Raw genomic sequence first — 20,880 nt, forward strand, 5'->3', positions numbered from 1 at the left:
GCGTAATTTATTCTAACACATAGAAACATAGATTTAGTACGCGTAAAAAAGGCGTTCCACTTATTTAAAGCAAACATAGTTGACTATGTGTTAGAAACTAGTTTCTTTCTACACACTTTTAAAATAAAATTCTATGTTTCTATGTGTTTAAAAAATAATCATTCATCGCCAGAATTTTCAGTAGTTGAAGGGGCTTTTTTCCGGATACTTGTATTCAGATAAAAAAACAACCTAATAGTATGATTCATATCATATTGATAACCTGAATATTTTTGCTGATACACATTCATATACCCAAAATCGTAACTCCATTTTGGGTTTATTGTTTTTTTGATTCCGATGAAAAAGCGGTTTTGATCAAAGGTATTGTAGACGGCTTCTTCGCCAAATTGTAAAAGAATTTCATCTGAAAGAACCATGGATGGCCATGATTTTTTATCGGAAATTCGGAAAGTAAAACTCATTAAATAGCGGATTCTATTTGTAAAACGCCAATCTCCGCTGGGTTTATCGTCAACCATTTTTTCCTGCCAGCGTTGCTCGTTTCTTAAGCGCTGCAAAACACTTATATTGGCAACTTTAGCATTTAATTGTGCCTGTTGATAAATCCTGTTTTCATCTGCAAAAGTACTCCAGTCTTCATTTGAAGGTGCCAGCCACATATGCGCATATCCTAAATTTAATGAAACGTTTGAATTAGGAATATAAGTGACACCTCCTCTTATAAAATAAAAACTAGGATTGGACACAAAATCGTTTCGACGGATATGAAAATCCCCAATTATCCCCCAATGATCAGCAAATTTTGTAACTGTATTAATAGAAATCCAAGTTTGAAGTTGTTGGTTGATTTCTTTTTTTTGATCGGTTTGTCCTATCACTAAAATTGGGAATAAAAGGATATAAATCCAAGTAAAATTGTTCTTCATATATAGTACGATAGAAATTAGATTAATCAGTAAATTTCTTTAGAATCGATAAAAGGCAATAATTGAAAACAATACAGAGTAAATGTACTCTTTTTTTAGAAAATTATGTTGTTTGTAAAAGTGTAATTTGTTTATTGTTAGTGTTTTATTTGTGTTTTTTTGAATGATATTTTAATTGAATTTTGTACTGATATCTGTATTGGTTTTAGAATAAAATAATTTTTCTAAATGCTATTTGTCTTTCAATAAAAGCTATATTAGCTATTCCTTTATTAAGGGAAATAAGATGTTTTAAAAATTAAAAATCCTCAAATAATCAAAACGAATGCGTAAAATTTTACTAATTATTGTAACAACTATAGTTTTTCAAAGCTGTAATTTTGGAAGTAGTGGAACACAAAAAAATGAAAGTATTGAAGCAAGTAAAATTCAGGAAATTAAAGTTTTAAATGATAAATTATTCAAAGCCATAATGAGCAATGATATTCCTGGTGTAAAAGCGCTGTTCTCTGACAAACTGCTTACAATTGTAAATTCTGATCTAGATAAGCTAGTGGGTACAATGAGCAATAATTATCCATCTAAAAGCTATACAATTCTGGATCAATATTATGTTTCAAATACAGCTGTAGATATTCCTAATACTTTGATATCTGGCGTTTCGGGAGACAATGACTATATTATTAATTACAAAGCATTAAATAAAGAGATGTTTACAGTATTGTTGATGCCTACTACTACACACAATGATGCACTAATAACCGTAATTTATGGTAAGTATGGCAACGAGTGGAAGATTAATATTTTGCAGTTTGGGCAATATACTTTATTAAAAAAGACAGCGCCAGATTATTTTAAATTGGCTCAGGAAAGTTATAAAAAAGGCTATTTGATTGATGCTGTGAACTATATTACTGTGGCTAAACAATGTTTAAATCCGGCTGGTGAATCCTTTAAATATCAAAAAGAACAGGAAATTAGCAATTTTTATGATAAAGTACTTGGTGAAGCGAAAGCAAAATTTATTTTGCCTTTTACATTAGATAATATTGAAAGCAAACCTAAAGTATTTCGAATTTTTCCTCAAATGACAAAAGATGGTTTTATGCCTGAGATTTGTTATGTTTCTAATATTAAATTGGCAGATACGGTTGCTTTAAAAGCTGAAAATGAAAAAGTTAAAATTGAAGTGGCAAAAACATTTTATGGAATCGATAAAGGAAAAACCAAAGTTTTTTATGGTGCTTATAACGAAATGCCTGATGGTAAAAAAGAAGTGATGCAATACCGATTTATTGAGGTAATGAATAAAGAAAAGAGCATTAAAACAAAATAAAAAAAAGGCGCTCTTATTTCAAAAAGAATAAGAGCGTTTTTTTTTTGAATTAGGTGTTAAACAAATTTTTTAATCATTTGATAAAAAAAAATAAACAATTTCAGGAAACAGTGGAGAAAAAGGAAATTTCAGAACCTAATCCGTTACATTTTTTAATGCATCTTTTGGGATTGGTAGTTTTCCATTTATTGCTAACCCTATCATTATGCTATTGAAGCTTATGTTTTTGTCTTTATGTTAAATGCACTCGCCATTTATAATTATAAGAAAACGAGTTAAGTAAAAAAGCAAGAATCTTTTTTAGATTAATTACTCATAAGGTAATACAGGCGGAGCATCAAATAAATAAGATTTTTGATCTGAACTTATAATATTGTTTTCTTTGTCTAAAGTCATATATATAGTTCCATATGCAACAAGATATTTTTGCACAGTATTTTCTTTAAATCCAAGATAAATAGGAAGTTGTGTTATAGCCTTAGTTATATTTTCTCCTTTTTGATTAAAGTAATTATACAGCTTTGATCTTTCTTTTACAGGCGGATATGTTGCATCTTCAGCTAAATACAGCCCTTCAGAAACTTCATATATCTCAGTTCTAATTTTTGACGAAGGAACAATTATATCACCATTATAATCAATAATGTATTGATTGTCAGTGTCGCCGTTTCTTATGTCTTCATATCTTCGATTTACAATAATCTGTCCGTATTTATTAAAACTGCTGATTGTTCTTTGTATGTCAGGAAGTGATTTTACGATCTCAAAATTTTCATTTATTATTTTAAAGCTTCGGGTTTCGCGTCGCGGAAATGGTTCTCCGTAATAATTATACCGCTGTTTTTCTTTTACTATTTCCAATACAATACAATGTCCGTTATAAAAATTGCTATGCGGAACAAAATCGCTTTCTATTTTATGACCATTTTTATCAAAAAATCCATTGTTATAAGTGAAGATTGTACTTTTGGATAGCGGAATGCCGTTTAGTCTTTTCAAATCTTTTGGAACAGGCTGTATTTTGCCATCATGAACTAAAATGTATTTTTCCTTTTTATACTTTTTAACCAAATAATTGTTTGGATTCCAATATTCCACAATACTGTCTTTTGTTGCCAATACTTCTTTTCCAGTTATTTGATCAATCAAAACAGAAACAAGCTTTTTTTTCTCGAAATAATAATTCAAATGCGGATTCTCTCTATAGTCAAAATCATTTGTATATTTTAAATCGGTCAGGAATTTTCCCGTACTATTGATTAATGCATATTTCCCGTTTCTTGATGCATAGCCGTATTCTTCTGTTAATCCTGAACGAATATTTCCATTTGTCAGTTCATTTGTTCCTTCAAAATTGTATTCATCAATAAAATGCAGTTCCTTCATTAATTCTAAAATATGGAAGTCACCTTGAATGCCGTGGTTATCATTATCTTTTTTTGGTTTTAGACGACTTTGCTTGCTATCTGTTTTTTTTAAAATTGCTGTAATTCTACAGTTATTATCTGGCATATATAGGTAGTCATATTCTTCAGATTTTTCATCTTCAGGCCCAATAAAAACATAACCGTTTAGTGTTTTTTCTATAGACAAATATCTGTTGATGATTTTAATGTCTCCCGTTTTTTGTAAATCTTGGGAAAAACTCAAAAATGATTTCATCAGTAAAATAAGCAATACAACTTTTTTCATAATTTCTCTTTTATAAGAAGATGTTCCTTTTTATAAAAAGGTTGTGACGAATGTATCACTTTTTAGTTTTTTCCAATCAAAGTACTGAGTTTATTATTTTTGAAATTTACTTCAGAAATTATAGTTCCGACAAAAATTAGGCTTCCGCCCAAAAGAAGTCGCCAGGAAAGATTTTCGCCCAAAATAAAAAAGGCTCCAATTGCCCCAAAAACAGGTTCAAACAAATAAATAACGGCAACTCTTTCTGCCGATAAATAACGTTGCGAAATATTTGAAACCGTGTACATATAAGCAGTTGAAAATAGTGCGCAGTAAATTACGCCAAGCCAGAATGTGTTATTTTCAGGAAGCCAATCTGCATTGTGATCTGTGATGGCAAGGATAAAAGTGAAAAGCGCACAAAAGGCAAACATTGGAACAATAGAATATAAAAGATTTTTTAAAGCTGAATGTTTTTCAACCGAAATCAAATAAACCGCAAAAGCAAAAGCGCCCGCAATGGTATACAAATCGCCTAAATTGATTGTAAATTTTTCTTTAATGGCGATAATAAATAAACCTGCTAAAGCAGTCAAAGCGGCGCCCCAGATTTTTAAAGAAGCATTGGTTTTGTAAATAGCCAATTTTAATAACGGAATTATGATAACGGTCAATCCGGCAATGAAAGAACATTGTGAAGCATCGGTATGTTTTAATCCAATTGTTTGCAAATGAATCCCTAAAAACATTGGAACTGCCAGAATCGCGCCGATTTTAATCGCTTCAAAATTGGTTTCTCTAACGTATTTCCAAAAGATTATGGTCAAAATAATAACAGCCAATAAAAAGCGATAAAATAAAAATGTAGCTGGAGAATAATTTCCAATCGCCATTTTTGTTATCGAATAAGAAATGCCCCAAAAGGCTGTACCAATGATTAATAAAATCAATAAAAGTCGTTTTTTTTCCATTTTGAAATCTTAAGATTTAAGGATTTTTTTCATCATCAAATCAGTTTGTTCGTCATCGCCTAATCTGAAAATATGGGTATCAAATTGCTCAAAACCGTTTTTGGTATAAAAACTCACCGCTCTAAAATTCTTTTCCCATACGCCAAGCCAAATGAATGAAGCATTTATTTCTTCGGCGATTAGCAAAGCCTGAGCATAAAGTTCCTGCGCTACTTTTTTACCATGAAATTCTTTTGCAACATAAATACGTTCAATTTCTAAAGCATTTTTTTCTTGTTTTTCGGTTTGGGCGTCTCCCGTATTTAATTTCAGATAACCAATTATTTTTTCATCCAATTCTGCCAAATAGAAATATGATGCTTCATTTTTAAGTTCCGAAGTTAATTTTTCAGTTGCGAAACTTTCTTCCAGATATTTAGTCATATTTTCTTCTGAATTCACTTCTGCAAAAGTTTCAGAAAAAGTTTGTCTTCCAATATCTTGAAGTTTTATAATATCATTAATTGTTGCTTTTGTAATTTTTAGTATATTCATTTTTATTTTTTTAATGCGTTAAAACATATTTTTTGTTCTTAATAAATGCGTAAATTGCATCAATGGACTTACAGCAAATCAAATATTTTTTGGCTCTTGCCAAAGAACTTCATTTCTGGAACACAGCCGGAAAGATGAATATTACACAATCGGCATTGAGTCGTCAAATTCAGTCTTTAGAAAACCAATTGGGCGTTCAGCTTTTTGAGCGCAATAAACGCAATGTCAAACTTACTGCTGCTGGCCAGTTTCTGAAAGAAAAATGGGAAGTCGAGCTTAATAAACTTGAATTTATACATCAATCAGCGCGTCAGATTCAATTGGGTGAAAGCGGAACCATTACGATTGCGCATCCAGATTCGATTTCTGCTTCTATCATGCCGGATATTTTGTCCCGAATTTCTGCTGCTTTTCCAAAACTTAAAATCAAACTGGTTCAGGTTCTTTATGAACATCAGCAGGATTTTCTTCGCAATTATAAAATAGATCTGGCGATTACCAGAGATATTAATAATGCCAAAGATATTCAATCAGAAAAATTCCATACGGATCATTTAGCGATTGTTGTTCCCGAAAATCATCCTTATAAAACACCCGAAGATTTGACTAAACAAACGCTGGCTTCTCAAAAAATCATTTTGCCAACCAATGATGAAGGTAGTAGTTACAGCGATTTGATTCAAAGATTATTCAATTCTTTTGAAAACGCTCCCGAAGTTTATCTTCATTCTGAATTCGGTTCAGCGATTATTGCTTTGGTTCGAAAAGGACTCGGAATTGCAATTTTGCCCGATTCTTATCTTTTTCATGAAATTCCAGGTATCCGATTTATTAAACTTCCAATGGAAACCGATCTGTATATCAATTGGAGAACCGAAGATCATAATCCTGTTTTGGCCAATGTTTTAAAATTGATTATTCCGTAATTTTTAAGCTCTCAGCATTTCGATATGTGGAATTCCGTCTTCGTCATAAGGTTGGCCTTGTTCCACAAATCCAACCGATTGATAAAATTTCGATAAGTGATATTGCGCACTAATCCGAATTGGGCCTTCGCCAAATTTTTCCTGACAGCCTGCAATTGAAGCTTCCATAATTTTTGTTCCTAATCCCAATCCGCGAAAGCGTGGAGCAATTACAACTCTTCCAATTGCAATTTCATCATACGATAATCCTGCCGGAAGCAATCGTGTACAGCCTGCCAATTCATCATTTACAAAATATAAAAGATGAAAACTTTGCTGATCTTTATTATCCAGATCAAGATAAGGGCAATTTTGTTCTACCACAAAAACTTCACTTCGTAACCGAAGCATTTGATACAGTTCGTGATTCGTAAATTCATCAAAAGATTTAATGATATGGTTAAATGTCATTTTAGTTCGTATTATTTATGACAAAGATAAAAGCAAGAGTAATGATATAAAATGCTAATTTTTTATCAATTGATGCTAAAAACGCATTAATAAAGGGGGTAATATTGTACAAAAAAAGGACTATTACCAAATTACCCCTTTTAGTATATCGGATTGCCCCTCATGTCTTTTAAGTGAATATCTAAATTTGTGATTCAGAATTTGTTATTCCAAATTGATTTAAGGTTTACGTTTTTAAGATTTGGTTAGTGTTAGGAAGGTTCTTTTTTATACGTTTTTTATAAAAGAAATACTTTAAATCAATTTGGAATGACAATTTTTTTCTGTTTCAAAAACAAAATTTAGACAATCAAAAAAAGTTAGATGAAGAAAATTTTTTTAGCAGCTGCGCTGTTCTTAAGTGCGCAAATTAATTTTGCACAAACCAATGAATGGGAAAATCCGCAAGTATTAGACAGAGGAAAAGAATCTGGAAGAAGTTCGTTTCTTTTATACGGCAATGCCGATGAATTAAAGGAAAACAATCCTAAAAAATCAGCATTGTACCAAAGCTTAAACGGACTTTGGAAATTTGATATTGTTAAAACTCCGGCACAACGACCAACGAATTTTTTCGAACCAGGACTTGATGTCAGCAAATGGTCAGAAATTCAAGTGCCATCAAACTGGGAATTGCAAGGTTATGATATTCCTATTTATACTAATATTACGTATCCATTTCCTAAAAATCCACCATTTATTGCAGGAGATTATAATCCGGTTGCAAGTTACAGACGCAATTTTACAGTTTCGGATTCCTGGAACGATAAAGAAATTATTCTTCATTTTGGCTCTATTTCGGGTTATGCGAGAGTATTTTTAAACGGAAAGGAAGTCGGAATGACAAAAGCGTCAAAAACTCCTGCCGAATTTAATATTACTTCCTTTTTGAAGAAAGGAGAAAATTTAATTGCTGTTCAGGTTTTTAGATGGCATGATGGAAGTTATTTAGAAGATCAGGATTTCTGGAGATTAAGCGGAATTGAGCGCGATGTTTATTTACAGGCAATGCCAAAAACTGTGGTTTGGGATTATTTTGTAAAAAGCGATTTAGACGATCAATATAAAAACGGACTTTTTAATGTTGATGTTACATTAAAATATTTTGAGAATAATAAAATTAAAAGTCCTTCGGTAAAAATTGAATTGTTTGATAAAGAAGGAAAAACAATTTATTCTGAAAGCAAAAAAGTAAATGCAAAAGAAACGAAAATCAGTTTTTCAAAAACCATTGAAAATGTAAAACAATGGAATGCTGAAACACCAAATCTATATCGCTATAACATTACTTTGTTAGACAGCAAAGGAAATATTTTGGAAGCAGTTTCTAAAAAAACAGGTTTCAGAAAAGTAGAAATAAAAGACGCACAGCTTTTAGTTAACGGAAAAGCGGTGATGGTAAAAGGAGTAAATATCCACGAACATGATGACGTAAACGGACACGTGCCAAACGAAGAATTGATGCTGAAAGACCTTAAGTTAATGAAGGAATTCAACATTAATGCAATTCGTATGAGTCATTATCCGCACGATACTAAATTGTATGATTTGTGTGATGAATATGGATTTTATGTAGTTGACGAAGCGAATATTGAATCGCATGCAATGGGCGCAGAGTGGCAAAACTGGTTTGATCAGAAAAAACATCCGGCGTATTTGCCAGAATGGGCACCGGCGCATTTAGATCGTATTAAAAGAATGTTTGCTTTTGATAAAAATCATCCTTCAATTATTATTTGGTCGTTAGGAAATGAATGTGGAAACGGACCTGTTTTTTACGATGCATACGATTGGTTAAAACAAGTAGATTCGACACGTCCGGTTCAATTTGAGCAGGCTGGAGAAAATAGAAATACTGATATCGTTTGCCCAATGTATCCGGGAATTAAAAGCATGAAAACTTATGCATCAGCCGATAAAAAGCGTCCGTATATTATGTGTGAATATGCGCACGCAATGGGTAACAGTGGCGGAAACTTTCAGGAATATTGGGATATCATCAACAGTAGCAAACACATGCAAGGTGGTTTTATTTGGGATTGGGTTGACCAGGGAATTAAAACGAAAGATGCAAACGGAAAAACATTTTGGGCTTATGGCGGTGATTTAGGCGCTTCAAAACTTCAAAATGATGAAAATGGTTGTGCTGATGGTGTTATTTTTTCAAACAGAACTCCAAAACCAGCTTTAAGCGAAATCAAAAAAGTATATCAAAATATTCATTTTCAGCTTAATGAATCTGATTTGACGGTGACAAACCTTTATAATTTCACCAATCTTTCTGATTTTAATTTTAAATGGGAATTGGTTAAAAATGGTGCAATAGCAAAATCAGGAGAATTTAATTTAGATGTTGCTCCTGCAGAAAGCAAAAAAGTGGCTTTAAATTTAGGTTCAATCGATGCTGATTCTGAATATTTTGTAAATGTTTATGCAGTTTCTAAAAACGATGCGCCTTTGGTTGCAAAAGGTCATGAGTTTGCAAGAGAGCAGTTTGCAATAGGAAAAGGTTCTTATTTTAAAAATAATAAGATTGTAGAAAGTGCTTCAAAACTTAAATATTCGGTTAAAAATAATGTGCTTTCTTTTGAAACTGAAAGTGTTTCTGGAGAATTTGATCTTCAAAAAGGAGAAATTTTAAAATACAATTTGAAAAATGAAGCAAATCCAATTTTCAATAATTTCCCAACGCCTTATTTCTGGCGTGCTCCAACTGATAATGATTTTGGAAGCAACATGGAAAATAAATTGGTAATCTGGAAAGAAGCATCACAAAATCCATCGACTGTAAGTGTGACTTTGGACAAAAAATCTCCTGAAGGTTTATTGATAAAAGCGGTTTACAAATTAGCAGCTGCTGATGTACCTTATACTGTTGATTATTTAATTCAGAATAACGGTTCAATAAAAGTTACTGCAGCTATCGATTTGGCCGGAAAAGAATTGCCTGAAATGCCTCGTTTTGGAATGCGTGCCAAGTTAAATGGAGCATTCGACAATTTGAGTTATTATGGAAGAGGTCCTTGGGAAAATTATTCTGATCGAAATTCTGCAGCGTTTATTGGTGAATATTCAGATAAAGTGATCAATCAATATACTAAAAGCTATATTCGTCCACAAGAAGGCGGTTATAAAACTGATGTTCGTTGGTTGACTTTAAAAAACGCAAAAGGCCAAGGCGTAAAATTTGAAGGATTGCAGGCATTAGGTTTTAGTGCTTTAAATATTTCAACAGAAATGTTGGATCCCGGAAAAACTAAAGCACAACGCCATCCATCTGATTTGGATTTAGATTCTAAAGAAGCCGTTTATCTTCATTTGGATTATAGACAAAGAGGAGTAGGTGGAGATGACAGCTGGGGACGTTTGCCACATGATCAATATCGTTTAACAGATAAAAAATATACTTACTCTTATGTAATTTCATTGGTTAATTGATAAGAATTGTATGTGTTTTTTTACATGAAAAACCTATGATTTATTTTCATAGGTTTTTTTTAAGATTAATTTAATAATTGTATTTTTCACACGAATAATTTATATCCCTGATTTCTTTAAGAAAATAAAAATATACTTAATCTCAAATCCGAAATTTTGAAAACCAAAATTCTATTGTTTTTTGCACTTTTAGTTCATTTGTCAGCTCAACCACAGGCTGTAGGAACTTCTATTCCAAAATTTGGACAGAAAAAATATGAGATTGGGTATCTCGGTATCAAAAATGGCCTTGCTAATAATGCGGTAACTTCGGTTTATAAAGACAAAAGAGGTTTGATGTGGTTTGGAACTTATGACGGCGTTAGCAGATTTGACGGTTACAATTTTTTAAGTTTCAGAAACGAACCAAACGATTCTAAATCATTGGTAAATAATAGAATAGTTAGCGTTTGTGGTACTCAAAATAAAATTTGGATTGGCACAAAGGGCGGTATCAGCGTTTATGACTATTTGAGTAATCAGTTTACTTTAAAAAATTACATCAACGCAAAGACTTCTAAAAGTGAAAAGATAGATTTTGTAGTCAATCAAATTAGGGATTTTAATTCGAAAATGTACATTGCAACAGCGGGAAAAGGTTTGCTCTATTCTGCTGGTGAAGATAAAGAGATTGTGCAGATTCCGCTTTTGGCAAATGGAAAAATGCAATGGGATTTTCACGTGCAGGAAATGGATTTTGATCCAACCGGAAAACTGTGGTGTTCTGTTGCAGGAGTTGGTTTGGTCGCTATGGAATCTGGCGCAAAAAGACTTTCTGTTGTTTTTGCAACTTCTGTGGGCAGTGGCTGTATTTTATTCGACAAATTTTCAAATATTTGGCTAGCTGCTGAAGAAGGGCTTTTAAAATACAATACAAAAAACAAGGAACATCATCTTTACACGAATCAGGAAATTCAATATCCCATTTCGGACTTAATGTTTAAGGCTTCCGCCAATGAACTTTGGATCGCCACAAACGGAAACGGAGTTATTAAATACAATTATAACAAAGACTCTTTTTCACTTTTAAGCACGAGTCTCGATGAAGAAAAACTCAATAGTAACGCCATTTCGTCGCTTTATTTAGATAATGAAAATCGGGTTTGGATAGGGACTTTAAGAGGCGGAGTAAATACTATAGAAGAGACAAAAAGTCCTTTTGTAACGATTTCTAAAAATGAACGTACAAAAAATACTTTGCCGAGTGATTTCATTCTTTCACTGTGCGAGCAAGATTCTGAAAACCTTTGGATTGGAACTGATGGCGCAGGTGCAAGTCTTTGGAATAGAAAAACAAACACGTTTACGAACTATTCTTATAATTCGGGAAATCCAAATTCGCTTAGCAATAATTTCGTTTCTGTAATTTTAAAAGACAATAAAGGAACCTGGTTTGGAACTTACGGCGGCGGCGTTTGTCTTTTTAATTCGCAAACGCACAATTTTAAAAAATACAATCTTTTTCATCCAAAACTTAAAGCGGTTCAAAAAAACATTTGGGTATTGTTCAAATGCAAAAAGAACATTTTATGGGCAGCTTCGCCTGATGAAGAAGGTTTGTACAAATACAATGAAATAAAAGATCAGTTTGATTTTGTTGACGCAAAAATTCGCGGTATTATTTCGATGACGCAAGATCAGAATCATCTTTGGATTGGAAATTTTTCAAAATTATTTCGATTCGATCCCAAAACAATGCAACGAAAAGAGGTTGATGTGAAATATCCAGTTCGTTCGATTGTTTCGCATTCCGATACCAAAATGCTTGTTGGTACAGAAGGCGGTGGATTGATGATTTTTAATCCGAAAACTTTTGAACGCAAATTCCTGACGCAACGAAACGGACTACCTAATAATTCGATTCTAAATATTGTTCGCGATAAACAAGGAGCTTATTGGTGCAGTACTTACAACGGAATATTTGTTTACAATGTTGACACCGGAAAAATCACAAGTTATCATGATACTGACGGACTTCAGAGCAATCAATTCAATTACAATGCGGCGTTGCGACTTTCGACAGGCGAGATTGTATTTGGCGGAATCAAAGGTTTTAATATAATTGATACTAAAATAAACAGTCAGGTTCATGCTTTCCCAAAGTTGATTATCAATTCGATTAAAGTAAATAATAAAGTTTATGATCAGGACGGTTTGGGCGCTTTTGGAATTGAAAAATTAAAACTGCCTTATGATGAATCGATGCTGAATATTGATTTTGCGGCTTTGGAATACAGTTTGCCGGAAAAAATCTCTTATGCTTATTTTTTAGAAGGATGGGATTCGCAATGGCATTATGTGGATAATATTCGAAGTGCGAATTATTCGAGAATCACAGAAGGTGATTATGTTTTGAAAATCAAATCAACAAATGCTGAAGGATTATGGAATTCTAAATCTATTTCTTTGCCTGTTACGATTTTACCGCCTTGGTATAGAAGTGGTTGGGCATATTGTTTTTATTTTGTTGTTTTAATTCTGCTAATTTATGTAGTAGATAAATACCAACGTGAACAAGCGCAGCTTAAATACGAAGTTCGACTTTCGCAGGATTTGGCAAAACAGGAAAAAGAATTGAACGAGAAAAAATTGACTTTTTTCACGAACATTTCTCATGAATTCAGATCGCCTCTAACGATGATTATCAATCCGTTAAAGGATATTATTTATGGAACCGAGCAGCAAATTGATCCCGCAGCAATTGAAATGGTTTACAGCAATTCCAGAAGATTGTTGAGTTTGGTCGATCAGTTGTTGCTTTTTAGAAAAACGGAAACTGAAACCGGAAAACTAAAAATTGGACAAATAGATATTGTTGAGCTGTGTAAAGAGGTTTTCAGCTGTTTTGTACATCACGCAAAATCAAAAAAAATAGATTACAGTTTTAGTATTTCTGAAGAAAAACTGTTGGTTTATGTCGATCGCGAAAAAATAGAAATGGCTTTGTTTAATTTGATTTCGAATGCCTTAAAATTCACAGAAAAAGAAAACGGAAAAGTGGCTGTGAATTTGAGATGTACCGAAACAGAAGTCATTATAAATGTTACAGATAACGGAGAAGGAGTTCTGGATGCCGACAAAGACAAAATCTTTAATTTGTTCTATCAATCGGGGAAAAATGTCAAAAACAATCGCAAAGGATTTGGTATCGGATTGTATTTGGTACAACAATTTATAGCGCAACATCAAGGAAAAGTAAGCTGTCGTGATAATGAAAATGGAGGTTCTGTTTTTGAAATTAAATTGCTTCTCGGAAAAGAACATTTTGGAGATATTGAAATCCGTGAAGATTTAAGTGACCGAACTTTATTTCTGGATGAAGCTTTAGAAGAAACTGCAATTCGGGAAAATGTTTTGCAGCCAATTGAAGAAGAACCTGAAAATGTAAAAGATGTAATTAAAGACGCAAAAAGCATTTTAGTTGTTGATGATAATGTTCAGATCAGAAATTATCTGAAACGAATATTAGCATCAAAATATCACGTTACTGCAGCCGAAAATGCTGAAGCAGCTTTAAATATTGTAAAAAATGTACAACCCGATTTAATCATTTCAGATGTTGTAATGGGTGAGATGAACGGCGTAGCTTTCTGCAAACACATAAAATCCGATCCTGATTTAAAACATATTCCCGTGATTTTGCTTACCGGAGGAACATCTGAAGATGTAAAACTAAAAGGAGCTGAAGTTGGCGCTGATGACTACATCACAAAACCATTTGATAATGATTATTTATTGGCCAGAATAAACGGAATCTTGACGCGTCGTGACAGCGAACAGAATTATTTACTTAATTCGGTCACAAAAAATGTTGCCGGACCAAAACTTTCTGATGAGGATAAAAAACTGCTCGATAAAATCATCGAACTCATTGATTCTAATCTAGATGTCGACAATTTTAATATCAAAGATTTAGCATCTGAATTAGGTATGAGTCATTCATTGGTTTACAAAAAAATCAAAAAAATTACTGGAAAATCGGTTTTAGAGTTTACCCGAAATGTTCGTCTACGAAAAGTAGCAACATTATTAATTACAACCGATTTACAAATTAGTCAAGCCGCTTCAATAGCTGGCTTTGGCGATATTAAATATTTCCGAAAACACTTTCAACAATTTTATAATCTGAATCCTTCGGAGTTTAAGAAAAAGTATCAGAATGTAAAGGACAATAAATATATTCTGAATGAAAGTTTTTGGAAATCAACTTAAATTAAAAAGAAAAAAGAAGAAAGAAGAAAGAAGCAAGAAAAAAGAAAATATAAAAAGATAAAAGAAAATATATGAGTCATCGTTTTAAAAATGCTGTTTTAGCAGTGTTGATTTGTTTTATAATTTCAAATGTACAAGCACAATCAAAGAAGCCGGAAAAAGATTCTCCTGAAAAAGTCCGCGAGTTTTTTGTAGCTTCTTTAGTAAAAATTGGGGATCCTGTTTTGACTGCTTTAAGTAATAATCAATTGAAAATGTTGATGCCTGTTGAAAAATCACCTGGTGCTTGGGATGAAAGAACACATGTAACTTATTTAGAAGCTTTTGGAAGAACTCTTTCGGGAATGGCGCCTTGGCTTGAATTAGGTCCAGACGGTACTTCCGAAGGAAAATTAAGAGCAAAATATATTGCTTTGGCACAAAAATCAATTCATAATGCAACCGATCCAAATGCGGCTGATTTTATGAATTTTGTAAACGATAAACAGCCTTTGGTTGATGCTGCTTTTTTTGCTCAAGCTTTGCTTCGTGCGCCAAAACAGCTTTGGGAACCGCTTGATGTTGTTACAAAAGAAAATGTTATTACAGCTTTAAAGTCATCTCGAAAAATTGAACCTTACAATAGTAATTGGCTTCTTTTTGCCGGAATGGTTGAAGCAGCGATTATCAAATTTGATAAAGAAGAAGATGCAAATCGTTTGAATTTTGGTTTATCTAAACACAAAGAATGGTATTTGGGAGACGGAATTTACGGCGATGGCCCGGATTTTCACTGGGATTATTACAACAGTTTTGTCATTCACCCGATGCAGCTTGACATTTTGAATTTGCTGAAAGATAAAAATAGTGATTATAAAAAAGATTATGAAACTGTGTTGAACAGGTCCCGAAGATATGCCGCAATTCAGGAAAGATTAATTTCTCCTGACGGAACTTATCCACCAATCGGACGATCATTGGCGTATCGTTTTGGTGCTTTTCAATTGCTTTCTCAGATTGCACTTTGGAAAGAATTACCAAAAGATATTGCTCCGGCACAAGTCCGCTCAGCACTTTATTTTATGATCAATAATCAAATAAATGCCAAGGAAACTTTTGACAAAAACGGGTGGCTTCAGATAGGATTATACGGTCATCAGCCTAATATAGGCGAGGGTTATATTTCAACCGGAAGCTTGTATTTATGTACGGAAGCCTTTTTAGTTTTGGGTTTGCCGGCGACAGATTCGTTTTGGACAACTGCTTACCAACCTTGGACACAAAAGAAAATATGGTCGGGTCAGGAAATCCCGATTGATCATGCTTCGAAATAATTAAACGCTTAATCTTATTATAATTATGTTTTTGAAAAAATCAATTTTTATTGTATTGACAGCAGTTTCAGCACTTGCTGTTGGCTGTAAAAGCAGTGCCGTAAAACAGAAAACGACAATAAAAGAATCTAAAAAAGAGGTTGTTGCTATTATTGATAAAGTAAATAATCGCTGGCAAAGTACACATCAGGAACCAGGAAATTCCTTTTGGCATGTTTCTGCTTATCACACTGGAAATATGGAAGCTTATAAGGTAACTAAAAACAAAAAATATTTAGATTATTCAATGGTTTGGGCAGATAAAAATCAATGGATGGGCGCCAAATCAACGGATAAATCAGAATGGAAATACAATTATGGCGAAACAGATAAACATGTTTTATTTGGCGATTGGCAGATTTGTTTTCAGACTTATATTGATTTATACAATTTCACAGGAAAAAAAGATCCTCAAAAAATTGCTCGCGCAAAAGAAGTTATGGAATATGAAATGAGCACTTCTGCAAATGACTATTGGTGGTGGGTTGACGGTTTGTATATGGTGATGCCAGTTATGACAAAGCTGTACAACGTTACCGGAAATGAAATGTATTTGGAAAAATTAGATTCGTATTTACAATATGCAGACAGTATTATGTACGATTCGGAAGCAAAATTATATTTCCGTGATGCCAAATATGTTTATCCAAAACATACAAGTGCCAATGGGAAAAAAGACTTTTGGGCGAGGGGCGACGGATGGATTTTTGCGGGTTATGCTAAAATTATTCAGGATTTGCCGAAAAAAGCGAAACATAGAAAAGAATATATTCAACGTTTTAAAGATATGGCTCAGGCATTGGCGTCAGCACAGCAAAAAGAAGGATATTGGACCAGAAGTATTTTGGATCCAGAACATGCGCCAGGTCCAGAAACAAGTGGAACTGCTTTTTTTACGTATGGCTTTTTATGGGGAATCAATAACGGAATTTTGGATAAAAAGACCTATTTGCCAGTTGCAGAAAAATCCTGGAACTACTTAACCACGTTTGCGCTTCAGGCAGATGGGACTGTTGGGTACGTTCAGCCTATTGGCGAAAAAGCAATTCCGGGACAAGTTGTAGATAAAAATTCTACAGCTGATTTTGGAGTGGGAGCTTTTCTATTGGCAGCTTCAGAAATGTATCGCTTTGTGAAGTAGTTTTTAGTATTAAATTTTATTAAAATCGGCTTGATTTCTGAAATGAAATTTAGCCGTTTTTTTGTAGAAATGTTTTTCATCTACATTTTAAAATAATACTTAATAGAACAAGATAGATCAGAGAAAAGCTCTTTTGGCTTTTATTCCAAAAAATGAATTTTCTTGTTATTTATATAAATTGTTGCAATTACTTTAAACATTCGCTCTCTAAAAAACGGAATATATATTTATTAAATTTTGATTTCTGAAAGGCTTTTTTTCTGAAATACATTAAAACCTTAGTGTTTTTGCGGTCTTGTACTAATTTGACCCTTCTTTATTATCATATTTCCCCCCTCTGAAACAACAGTGTTCTGTTAGATTTGTAGCTCAGATTGAATGTCGCAATTTGAGAAAAATGAATATGAAAGAATGTTTTCCCCAAAAAACAACAATCATGATTTTTTTATTTCAAACGCGACTGAGATTTAAACCAAACTAATTATTTAACCAAAATTACAACCAAGAAAATGAAAAACTTTATTAGGAAGATGACGACTCCTGATTATGTATCTGGATTTGATTTTAAAAAGAAATTGGCCATTTTTTGTGTGCTGGTTTCGTTATCTCAAGTACAGGCATATGCAGGAGAACCATCAGGAACAAATGCGCTGGAAAAAATAGAACAGCAAAATGGAATTAGCGGGCAGGTTAAAGACCAAAACGGATTGCCGCTTCCAGGAGCTACAGTTTCGATTAAAGGAACTAAAATTAGTACAATTACAGATTTTGACGGAAAATTTGAATTGAAAGGAGATCAGAACGCAACATTAGTGGTGTCTTATATTGGGTATATGACTCAGGAAATTCAAGTAAAAAATAGAACAAATATCACAATTCAACTTGCAGAAAATGCAGCTTCATTAAATGAGGTTGTAGTAGTTGGATACGGTAAAATGAAAAAGAGCGATTTAACAGGAGCAATTGTTCAGGTTAAAGCAGAATCGTTAGCAAATCAAAATCCACAAACGGTTCAGGATTTATTAAGAGGAGTTCCTGGTTTAAAAGTAGGTTATGATCCTGCTGCAAAAGGAGGAGGATCTTTACAGATTCGTGGGCAGACTTCTGTTTACAATCCGGATGGTGCTGGTCATAATTCACCGCTTATTATTTTAGACGGAATGCAGTTTTATGGTGAGCTTTCAGAAATTAATCCTGATGATGTTGGTCAGATTGATATTTTGAAAGATGCATCTGCAACTGCTGTTTATGGTTCTAAAGCGGCAGCAGGAGTTATTGTTCTTTCAACTAAAAAAGGAAAAACGGGTAAGCCTATTATTAATTTGACGACAAACATGACAATCGTTAATGAAAGTGCTTATCGCGATGTATATTCTCCAGAAGGATATGTAAAATATCGTGAAGATTGGGAAACGGCTAAAACGTATGGTACAAATACAACAACCGGAAATTATGAGGCATGGGTTACAGGAACAGTAGCTAACAAACCAGGATATTACACAAACCCTAGTCAATTAAGTCAGTACGGTATTAGTGAAGCGCAATGGTTAGCTTATCAGCCAGCTGCACAAATTCAAGGCAAAAGTTTAAAGGAAGTTTGGGGATTACGTCTGGGAATTACTGATGCTACGCTTTTGAAAAATTTCACAGATGGAAAAACGCACGATTGGTATGATAGTACTTTTAGAACGGGAATAAATCGTGATAATAATTTAAGTGTTTCTGGAGCAAGCGACAAAGTGAATTATTATATCTCTTTGGGCTCTTTAACTTCAGAAGGTGCTATTCAGGGAAATGATTATTCTGCAGTTCGTGCGAATATGAAAGTGGATGCTAAAGTTACAGATTGGCTTGAATTTGGAGCAAATGTTAACTTTCAAGACCGTTCAGATGGAGATATTTCTGTTGGTACAGGAACTAATTATTGGGATGCAAATATGTTAAGAAATAGCCCTTTTGCTAACTTTAAAGAAACAAACGGTGATTATGCAAGACAACCAATGGGACCAACAATTGGAGGTTATAACTATTACTATGATCGCCAATATATGGATCTTGACAGAGGATATACTGTATTGAATACTATTTTTAATACAAAAGTAACTTTGCCTTTAGGTATTACATATTCATTTAATGCTTCTCCTCGTTATGAATTCTTTTACAACCGTTATTTTCAGTCGGCTGGAAATAAAAACTGGAGTCCTGCTAACATAGGAGTTGACAGAGAAAACGGTAAAAAATTCACATGGAACATAAACAATACTGTAGCATGGGATCATACATTTAATGGCAAACACCATATTATAGCAACTTTTGTTCAGGAAGCTGAAGATTTAAAAAGTTGGTCAGATCGCGTAGATGCTAATAATATTCAACCTTCAGATGCTTTAGGATATCACAATATTTCTAATGCAACATTGGCTAATAGTACATTTACATCAACAGATACGCATCAAACAGCAGATGCTTTAATGGCAAGACTTTTCTATTCATTCGACAATCGTTATATGATAACAGGAACGGTACGTCGCGACGGATATTCAGCGTTTGGAGCTTCTTATCCTTATGCAACTTTTCCTTCTGTAGCATTGGGATGGAGCTTTAATAAAGAAAGTTGGTTTCAATGGGCGCCTATGAGTACTGGTAAATTGCGTTTGTCATGGGGTAAAAACGGAAACAGATCACTTGCTGATCCTTATTTGGCTTTAGCAAATTTAAGCTCTGGTACGGGGGCAACAATGGGATATCTTGACGCTTCAGGAAACATCGTTGACACGAAATATTTAGGAATTGACCGTATGGCAAATCCTAATTTGCAATGGGAAAAAACAACAGCAACAAACATTGGTCTTGATCTAGGTTTCTTAAATGACCGAATTACAAGTACAATCGATGTTTACAGATCCGTTACAAATGATATGATCATGAGTCAGCGTCTGCCTGTGTTTACTGGATTTTCATCAATTGCAACCAATCTTGGAGAGGTTGAAAATAAAGGTGTTGAAATAAGCCTTACAACTTTAAATATGAAAAAGCCAAACTTTGAGTGGACTACAATGGTTGCTTTTTCATACAACAAGAATATTATTAATAGATTGTATGGAAACATGGAAGATGTTAAGGATGCCAATGGAAATGTAATAGGAGCTAAAGAGGCAGATGATAAAACGAATGTATGGTTTATTGGTAAACCTATTTCTCAAATCTGGGATTATAAAGTAATCGGAATTTGGCAGAAGGATGAAGCTGTAGAAGCTGCAAAATACGGACAGCGTCCTGGTGATCCAAAAGTTGAAAACAGTTACACAGCAGATGATGTTAACGGAAAACCAACATACAACGAAAAAGACAAACAATTTTTAGGACAGACCGCACCTCCAATCAACTGGTCGTTGCGTAACGAATTCAAAATTTATAAAAACTGGAATTTGGCAATTAACATGTATTCGTACATGGGACACAAATCGCTTGATAGCCGTTATATGAATAATTATAATGACGGAAGTTTGTATACGAACAATTACAATCCATTTGTAAATCCGTATTGGACACTTGATAATCCAACAAATGACTGGGCGCGTCTTGATGCAAGAGGACCTGCAGGAGCTGGAGTTTCAAAATTATACGATCGCAGTTTTATCCGTTTAGATAATATTTCGTTGGCTTATTCACTTCCTAAAGATCTTGTTGATCGTTTGCATGTGAGAAACTTCAAAATTTATGCTTCGGTTCAGAACGCTGCAACATGGTCTGCTTCTAAAGAATGGAAATATTATGGAGATCCAGAAACAGGTGGGCTAGCTACACGAATGTTTAATTTAGGATTTAACGTTTCACTTTAA

At 33.5% G+C, this 20,880-nt stretch carries 12 protein-coding genes; 7 read left to right on the forward strand and 5 right to left on the reverse strand.

Going from position 1 to position 20,880, the window contains the following annotated elements:
- Nucleotides 1-158 precede the first annotated feature (158 nt).
- On the reverse strand, nt 159-929 hold the full coding sequence (locus GQ47_RS17940; RefSeq protein WP_035651312.1) for a DUF2490 domain-containing protein: 771 nt from the start codon (nt 927-929) through the stop codon (nt 159-161).
- Between the two features lie 325 nt (nt 930-1,254).
- Between GQ47_RS17940 and GQ47_RS17945 the strand changes: the two genes are divergently transcribed.
- Nucleotides 1,255-2,265, forward strand: a complete 1,011-nt coding sequence (locus GQ47_RS17945) for a hypothetical protein (protein ID WP_035651315.1) — start codon at nt 1,255-1,257, stop codon at nt 2,263-2,265.
- Nucleotides 2,266-2,574: 309 nt separating this feature from the next.
- Here the strand turns inward: GQ47_RS17945 and GQ47_RS17950 are convergent, their stop codons facing one another.
- The 3 genes from GQ47_RS17950 to GQ47_RS17960 all read right to left on the reverse strand — a co-directional run bounded on the left by GQ47_RS17950 (nt 2,575) and on the right by GQ47_RS17960 (nt 5,441).
- Entirely contained in the window at nt 2,575-3,957 is a 1,383-nt protein-coding gene (locus tag GQ47_RS17950; protein WP_035651317.1) for a hypothetical protein, read from the reverse strand.
- A gap of 62 nt (nt 3,958-4,019) precedes the next feature.
- Nucleotides 4,020-4,907, reverse strand: coding sequence for a DMT family transporter (locus GQ47_RS17955; protein ID WP_035651321.1), 888 nt, complete (start codon nt 4,905-4,907; stop codon nt 4,020-4,022).
- A 9-nt stretch (nt 4,908-4,916) separates the two neighbouring features.
- A complete protein-coding gene (locus GQ47_RS17960; RefSeq protein WP_035651324.1) occupies nt 4,917-5,441 on the reverse strand; it encodes a GNAT family N-acetyltransferase in 525 nt (174 codons plus the stop codon).
- A gap of 62 nt (nt 5,442-5,503) precedes the next feature.
- On the opposite strand from GQ47_RS17960, the gene GQ47_RS17965 reads away from it, so the two are divergent.
- Nucleotides 5,504-6,367 carry a LysR family transcriptional regulator gene (locus GQ47_RS17965; protein WP_035651327.1) on the forward strand — a complete coding sequence of 288 codons (864 nt, stop codon included), beginning with the start codon at nt 5,504-5,506 and terminating at the stop codon, nt 6,365-6,367.
- 3 nt (nt 6,368-6,370) lie between these two features.
- On the opposite strand, the gene GQ47_RS17970 is transcribed toward GQ47_RS17965, so the two are convergent.
- Nucleotides 6,371-6,817 (reverse strand): GNAT family N-acetyltransferase, encoded by a 447-nt coding sequence (locus GQ47_RS17970; protein WP_035651328.1) that lies wholly within the window; start codon nt 6,815-6,817, stop codon nt 6,371-6,373.
- Between the two features lie 363 nt (nt 6,818-7,180).
- Between GQ47_RS17970 and GQ47_RS17975 the strand changes: the two genes are divergently transcribed.
- The 5 genes from GQ47_RS17975 to GQ47_RS17995 all read left to right on the forward strand — a co-directional run bounded on the left by GQ47_RS17975 (nt 7,181) and on the right by GQ47_RS17995 (nt 20,880).
- Nucleotides 7,181-10,294, forward strand: a complete 3,114-nt coding sequence (locus GQ47_RS17975; protein WP_035651330.1) for a beta-galactosidase, LacZ type — start codon at nt 7,181-7,183, stop codon at nt 10,292-10,294.
- Nucleotides 10,295-10,450: 156 nt separating this feature from the next.
- Nucleotides 10,451-14,545, forward strand: a complete 4,095-nt coding sequence (locus GQ47_RS17980; protein WP_081909377.1) for a hybrid sensor histidine kinase/response regulator transcription factor — start codon at nt 10,451-10,453, stop codon at nt 14,543-14,545.
- Nucleotides 14,546-14,616: 71 nt separating this feature from the next.
- Nucleotides 14,617-15,858, forward strand: coding sequence for a DUF2264 domain-containing protein (locus GQ47_RS17985; protein WP_035651338.1), 1,242 nt, complete (start codon nt 14,617-14,619; stop codon nt 15,856-15,858).
- 25 nt (nt 15,859-15,883) lie between these two features.
- Nucleotides 15,884-17,038 carry a glycoside hydrolase family 88/105 protein gene (locus GQ47_RS17990; protein WP_081909378.1) on the forward strand — a complete coding sequence of 385 codons (1,155 nt, stop codon included), beginning with the start codon at nt 15,884-15,886 and terminating at the stop codon, nt 17,036-17,038.
- A gap of 509 nt (nt 17,039-17,547) precedes the next feature.
- Complete coding sequence (locus tag GQ47_RS17995; protein ID WP_051951635.1) at nt 17,548-20,880, forward strand: SusC/RagA family TonB-linked outer membrane protein; 3,333 nt, start codon at nt 17,548-17,550, stop codon at nt 20,878-20,880.

It is taken from the genome of Flavobacterium sp. ASV13, assembly GCF_000745775.1.
In the GTDB taxonomy this organism is placed as follows: domain Bacteria; phylum Bacteroidota; class Bacteroidia; order Flavobacteriales; family Flavobacteriaceae; genus Flavobacterium.